General features: G+C 64.5%; 8 protein-coding genes and 1 pseudogene. 7 read left to right on the top strand and 2 right to left on the bottom strand.

Features of this window, described 5'->3' with window-relative positions; translation table 11 throughout:
• A pseudogene (locus EN991_RS20615) lies at window positions 1–268 on the bottom strand (hydroxymethylbilane synthase); the annotation flags it as partial.
• Between the two features lie 101 nt (window positions 269–369).
• Here EN991_RS20615 and tsaD point away from each other — a divergent pair.
• The 6 genes from tsaD to EN991_RS20585 are packed head-to-tail and all read left to right on the top strand — an operon-like array spanning window position 370 to window position 4388.
• Window positions 370–1455, top strand: coding sequence for a tRNA (adenosine(37)-N6)-threonylcarbamoyltransferase complex transferase subunit TsaD (gene tsaD / locus EN991_RS20610; RefSeq protein ID WP_198327618.1), 1086 nt, complete (start codon window positions 370–372; stop codon window positions 1453–1455).
• Window positions 1452–2474 carry an NAD(P)H-dependent glycerol-3-phosphate dehydrogenase gene (locus tag EN991_RS20605; protein ID WP_127365960.1) on the top strand — a complete coding sequence of 341 codons (1023 nt, stop codon included), beginning with the start codon at window positions 1452–1454 and terminating at the stop codon, window positions 2472–2474. The genes tsaD and EN991_RS20605 overlap by 4 nt, the downstream gene beginning before the upstream one ends.
• A 31-nt stretch (window positions 2475–2505) precedes the next feature.
• Window positions 2506–2802, top strand: a complete 297-nt coding sequence (locus tag EN991_RS20600) for a YciI-like protein (RefSeq protein ID WP_013528905.1) — start codon at window positions 2506–2508, stop codon at window positions 2800–2802.
• A 38-nt stretch (window positions 2803–2840) separates the two neighbouring features.
• The gene (locus EN991_RS20595; RefSeq protein ID WP_063173341.1) at window positions 2841–3266 is read left to right on the top strand and encodes an EVE domain-containing protein; all 426 of its coding nucleotides are present in this window, start codon (window positions 2841–2843) and stop codon (window positions 3264–3266) included.
• Entirely contained in the window at window positions 3221–3919 is a 699-nt protein-coding gene (locus tag EN991_RS20590; RefSeq protein WP_206519223.1) for a methyltransferase, read from the top strand. Before EN991_RS20595 ends, EN991_RS20590 begins: the two co-directional genes overlap by 46 nt.
• A gap of 52 nt (window positions 3920–3971) precedes the next feature.
• Window positions 3972–4388 (top strand): DUF1761 domain-containing protein, encoded by a 417-nt coding sequence (locus EN991_RS20585; RefSeq protein ID WP_063173342.1) that lies wholly within the window; start codon window positions 3972–3974, stop codon window positions 4386–4388.
• A 114-nt stretch (window positions 4389–4502) separates the two neighbouring features.
• Here the strand turns inward: EN991_RS20585 and gcvA are convergent, their stop codons facing one another.
• Window positions 4503–5438, bottom strand: coding sequence for a transcriptional regulator GcvA (gene gcvA, locus EN991_RS20580; protein WP_127365962.1), 936 nt, complete (start codon window positions 5436–5438; stop codon window positions 4503–4505).
• A gap of 130 nt (window positions 5439–5568) precedes the next feature.
• On the opposite strand from gcvA, the gene EN991_RS20575 reads away from it, so the two are divergent.
• A complete protein-coding gene (locus tag EN991_RS20575; RefSeq protein WP_127365963.1) occupies window positions 5569–5835 on the top strand; it encodes a hypothetical protein in 267 nt (88 codons plus the stop codon).
• Window positions 5836–5849: the final 14 nt, after the last annotated feature.

Genomic DNA, 5849 nt, shown 5'->3' with positions numbered 1-5849 from the left:
GTTGCGTCGGCATGTCTTTCGACGAATGCACGGCGATGTCGATCCGGCCGGCCAGCAGCGCCTCCTCAATCTCCTTGGTGAACAGGCCCTTGCCGCCGGCTTCCGACAGCGGCCGGTCCTGAATGCGGTCGCCGCTGGTCGAGATGACGACCACCTCGAACGCCTCCGCCGGCATGCCATGCGCGGCCATCAGCCGCGCCTGCGTTTCATGCGCCTGCGCCAGCGCCAGCGGGCTGCCGCGTGTTCCGATTCTCAAGATTGTTTGCATGGCGCGCAGTCCGTGATAACCCCCCGGCAAGCGAGGCTTTTCCGGGGTTCTCCTAACGGGGAAAGCCCCATGATACAATCTTTAGGGACAGCGACGAATTGATCCGCGTGCTGGGCATAGAGACGAGTTGTGACGAGACCGCCGCCAGCGTGGTGGCCATCGACGGCGACGCCGCGCCAAAAATCCTGTCCAACATCGTGCTCAGCCAGATCGAGGAGCATGCCGCTTTCGGCGGCGTCGTGCCGGAAATCGCCGCGCGCGCCCATGTCGAGGCGCTGGACGGCATCATCGAGGCGGCGCTTGCCGATTCGGGCACGGCGCTAGCCGATATCGACGCGATTGCCGCCACCGCCGGCCCCGGCCTGGTCGGCGGGCTGATCGTCGGGCTGATGACCGCCAAGGCAATCGCCGCGGCGGCGAACAAGCCGCTGATCGCCATCAACCACCTCGAAGGCCATGCGCTGACCGCAAGGCTGACCGACGGGCTCGACTTTCCCTATCTCTTGCTGCTGGTCTCCGGCGGCCATACGCAAATCGTCGCCGTGCGGGGTGTCGGCGACTACCAGCGCTGGGCAACGACTATCGACGACGCGCTCGGCGAAGCCTTCGACAAGACGGCCAAGATGCTCGGCCTGCCCTATCCCGGCGGACCGAATGTCGAAAAGGCGGCACAGGCCGGCAACGCCTCGCGCTTTGCCTTTCCGCGTCCGATGAAGGGCTCGGCCCAGCCCGACTTCTCCTTCTCCGGCCTCAAGACCGCCGTGCGCCAGGCGGCGAGCGCCATTGCGCCGCTGAGCGACCAGGACGTCGCCGACATCTGCGCCTCGTTCCAGGGGGCCGTAGCCGATGCTCTGGCCGACCGTGTTTCTCGCGCGCTGACGCGCTTTCGCGAGACATTTCCCGGCACCAGGAACCCAGCCCTCGTCGTTGCCGGTGGTGTCGCCGCCAACCGCACGATCAAGACCATGCTGGAGCGGCTCTGCGCCGAGACCGGCTTCACCTTCATTGCGCCGCCACTGAAACTTTGCACCGACAATGCGGCGATGATCGCCTGGGCCGGCATCGAGCGGCTGCGCGAGGGCATGGCGCAAGAGAACGGCTTCGATTTCGTGCCGCGCTCGCGCTGGCCGCTGGACAGCATCTCGGCGCCGATGGTCGGCTCCGGCCGGCGCGGAGCCAAGGCATGAACGAGGTGGCAATGAGCGGCAACGTCACCGCGCCAAGCGGCTGGCGCGTTGCCGTGCTCGGCGGCGGCGCCTGGGGCACTGCCTTGGCCTTGGCCATGCTGCGCGCCGGCCATTTCGTCCGCCTTTACGCGCGCGATCCGGAGACCGTCGCCGCGATCGACCGCGGCGAAAATCCACGCTACCTGCCGGGCATTACGCTCCAGCCCGGCATCGTGGCGACGAGCAACATCCAGGCCACGCTCGACGGTGCCGATTGCGTGCTGGCGGTGACGCCGGCGCAGTCGCTGCGGGCGACGCTGGCGGCCGCGAAGGACCATATGCCGGCCGGTATCCCGCTGGTTCTGTGCGCCAAGGGCATCGAAAGCGAGACTGGCGCGTTGCTATCGGCGATTGTCGAAGAAATCCTGCCGCTCAATCCGGTTGCCGTTTTGTCGGGCCCGAGCTTCGCCAACGACGTCGCCCGCGGCCTGCCGACGGCCGTTGTGGTCGCCGCCCGCGACGAGGTGTTGGCCGCCGATCTCGCCGCCCGCTTTTCCGCCGAAAACCTGCGCTGCTATTCGAACGACGACCTGATCGGCGTCGAGATCGGCGGCGCCTTGAAGAACGTCTTTGCCATTGCCGCAGGTGCCGTCACCGGGGCGGGTCTCGGCGCCAGCGCCCAGGCCGCCATGGTGACGCGCGGCTTTGTCGAATTGCGCCGCATCGGCGCTGCCTTCGGCGCCAGGCCCGAAACGCTGATGGGGCTTTCCGGCCTTGGCGACCTGCTGCTGACCTGCTCGTCCACCCAGTCGCGCAATTTCGCCTATGGGTTGGCGCTCGGGCAAGGCAAGCCACTTGCCGGATTGCCGCTGGCAGAAGGCGTGCCGACGGCGGCGATCGCAGCCCGCATTGCGACCGAGCGCAACATCGACGCGCCGATCATTGCCGCCGTCGCCGCCATACTGGATGGCACCATCACCGTCCGGCAGGCCGTGACGGCGTTGATGACCCGGCCGCTGAAGACCGAAACCAACGATTGATCCCCACGACTTTGAACGATCAGGAGAAAAAATGCTGTTTGCTGTGATTTGCAAGGACAAGCCCGGAAGCCTGCAGGTGCGCCTCGACACGCGGCCCGAGCATGTTGCCTTTCTCGAGGGGTTGAACGGCGACAAGAAGCTGGCATTCGCCGGTCCGTTCCTTGACACTGAAGGCAAGTCCAATGGCAGCCTCGTGGTCGTCGAAGCGCCCGACCTGGCTGGCGCCCAGGCTCTGTCGGCCGCCGACCCCTACGCCAAGGCCGGGCTGTTCGAAAGCGTCGAAATCCGCCCGTGGAACTGGACGTTCAACAAGCCGGCGGCTAGTTAAATCCCGGTCGCCAGCGCGACTCCAAGGAGGAGAAAGACATGAACTACTGGCTGTTCAAATCCGAGCCATTCAAGTTCTCCTTCGAGATGCTGAAGGCCAAGGGCAAGGCCGGCACGCAATGGGACGGCGTGCGCAACTACGCGGCGCGCAACAACATGAAGGCGATGCAGATCGGCGATCTCGGCTTCTTCTACCACTCCAACGAGGGGCTGAACATCGTCGGCATCGCTGAAGTCTGCGCGCTTGCCCATCCCGACACCACGTCCGACGATCCGCGCTGGGAATGCGTCGACATCCGCGCCGTAAGGGACGTACCGAACCCGCCGACGCTGGAACAGGTGAAGGCCAATCCCAGGCTTGCCGACATGGCGCTGGTGCGGCTCGGACGGCTTTCCGTGCAGCCGGTGACGCCGGCCGAATGGAAGGAAGTCTGCCGCATGGGCGGCTTGACGCCGGCTCCGTGACGGCGCTCACGCCCAACAGTGCCAAACAGTTCATTCTCGACAACACGGCGCTGATGGCGCCGCCGCACGTGCCGGAGATCCTGCTTCATCTTGCCGACGAAGCGCATGACCTGTGGCAGCGGACCGAGGAAGAGCTGGTCGAAATCGGCCTGCCGCCGCCCTTCTGGGCTTTCGCCTGGGCCGGCGGCCAGGGCCTTGCCCGCTATGTCCTGGACAATTCCGGCACGGTGCGTGGCAAGCACGTGCTCGACTTTGCTTCCGGCTCCGGCCTTGTCGCCATCGCCGCTGCCAAGGCCGGTGCCGCCAAGGTGATCGCCTCCGACATCGATCCGTTCTGCGCCACCGCGATCCGGCTCAACAGCGAGATCAACGGTATCGGGACCAAATTCCTCGGCACGGATTGCATCGGCACCGATGCAGGTTGGGACGTGGTCCTGGCCGGTGATGTTTTCTATGACAAATCTTTCGCTGACCGGCTGGTGCCATGGTTCGCAACGCTGAAGGCGCGCGGCGCCGAAATCCTTGTCGGCGATCCCGGCCGGTCGTATCTGCCGAAGACAGGGCTGGAGCCGCTTGCGGTCTATGAAGTGGCCGTCACGCGGGCGCTGGAGGATGCGCTGGTCAAGCGCACGACCGTCTGGCGGTTCGCTTGACGCGATCGCCGAACAGGCGTTCCATAACATCCAGATCAGAGGGGGGGAGCTCATGGATTTTTCAGCAGTGAACTGGCTGGCGGTGGTCGCTGCCGCGATCGTGGCGTGGCTGTTCGGCGCCGCCTGGTACATGAGCCTGAGCAAGCCGTGGCTGAAGGCCGCCAAGCTCGATCCGGCCACGATGAAGAAGTCGCCGCTGCCCTTCGTCGTCAGCTTCATCGCCGAACTGGTCATGGCCACCATAATGGCCCTGGTCGTCGGCGCGATGACCGGCGGCGAGCCGACATGGCTCGCCGGACTTGTCTTCGGCTTCGTGCTCTGGCTGGGTTTCGTCGCCACGACGCTCTCGGTCAACCATCGCTACGAGAATTTCGGCTGGGACCTGACCCTCATCGACGGCGGCCACTGGCTCGGCGTGCTGCTGATCATCGGCGCCGTGATCGGCTGGTTCGGCGCGGTGGCAAGCTGAGTCAAGAAGGGAGTAGGGCAGTAAGGCAGTAGGGGAATAGGGGGCAGACGGCACCGACGCCTATCCCTACTGCCCTACTGCCCTACTGCCCTACTGCCCTACTGCCCTACTGCCCTACTGCCCTTTATCCGTGGTCCGCGTCTTGGCGACTTCCTCTAGCATCCATTCGCGAAAGGCGACGATGCGTGGATCGTCGGCGGTATTTTCGGGATAGACCAGGAAATAGGCGAACTCGGGCGCCACCCGCAGACCGAGTTCGAAAGGCTGCACCAGCCTGCCCTGGGAAAGGTCGTTCGCCACCATGGCGAAATCGGCGAGCGCAACGGCATTGCCGTCGAGCGCAGCCTGGACGGCATCCGTGGAATTTCCGAACACGACTGTCCGGCTGTCGTCGAAATCATTGATGCCGGCCGCCGCCATCCACATCCGCCAGTTCGGCCACGTCACGCCTTGCCGCGACCATTCGATATGCGCAAGCGTGTGATTGAACAGGTCGCGCGGCTCGCGCAGCGGCGGACCGGACGTCAAGAGGCTCGGGCTGCACACCGGAATGAGGATGTTGTCGAACAGCCGGTGGGTGCGAAGGCCCGGATATTTGCCGGCGCCAAAACGGATGCCGACATCGATGTCGTCAAGTTCGAAATCCCGCACTTCATAGGCGATGTCGAATCGCAATTCGATATCGGTGTGACGCTTGCGAAAATCGTCGACGCGTCGCATCAGCCATTTTGACGCGAACTGCGCGTCGAGCGTTACCTTCAAGAGAGCGGTGCCGCGCGTCAGCTTTTGCGCCCGCGAAACAGCCCGGCCAAGCAGGTCGAGCGCGTCCGCCGAGGCGTCGAACAGCACCGTTCCCGCCTCGGTGAGCCGGATGGTGCGGCTGGTGCGCGTGAACAGCACCAGCCCGAGCTGATCCTCGATTTCCTTGATCTGATGGCTGACGGCGGCCGGTGTCAGCCCAAGCTCGTCGGCGGCACGGGTGAAATTGAGGTGCCGGGCCGCCGCCTCCAGCGTCCTCAAGGCACGAGTCCCAGGCAGAAGACGAGCCATCCTATCCTCAAAGAAAACTTGATGATCGAGAGAAAACTACTCGTTTCCTACAGAGATTTCAATCTGGCATGATCTGTCCATCGAAACATCATCAAGCCGGATTTGATATTCGGGGAGAACGGAGCACACCATGTCCATCATCGTTTTGAATTCGTCCGCACATCGTCCGAACTGGCTGGCCGAAACCCTCGACTGGTTGCGTCACGCCCGGGTCGCGATACGCCTCCCCCGCCGCGATACTGCCTACCAGAACGTCGAGGATCTCTCCGACCGCCAACTGCGCGATATCGGCGGCGTGCGCCGTGATGTCGCTCGCGCAATGGACAAGGAGCTTGGCCGGCTGGGCCTGCTCGACATCGGTTGGCAGAGACCTGGCCGTAGGGGAATAGGGGAATAGGGGAATAGGGGAAT

The organism is Mesorhizobium sp. M7A.F.Ca.US.005.03.2.1, assembly GCF_003997795.1.
Taxonomy (GTDB): domain Bacteria; phylum Pseudomonadota; class Alphaproteobacteria; order Rhizobiales; family Rhizobiaceae; genus Mesorhizobium; species Mesorhizobium ciceri.
The sequence above is the reverse complement of the archived record's forward strand: the minus strand, read 5'-3'. Positions and strand labels throughout refer to the sequence as shown.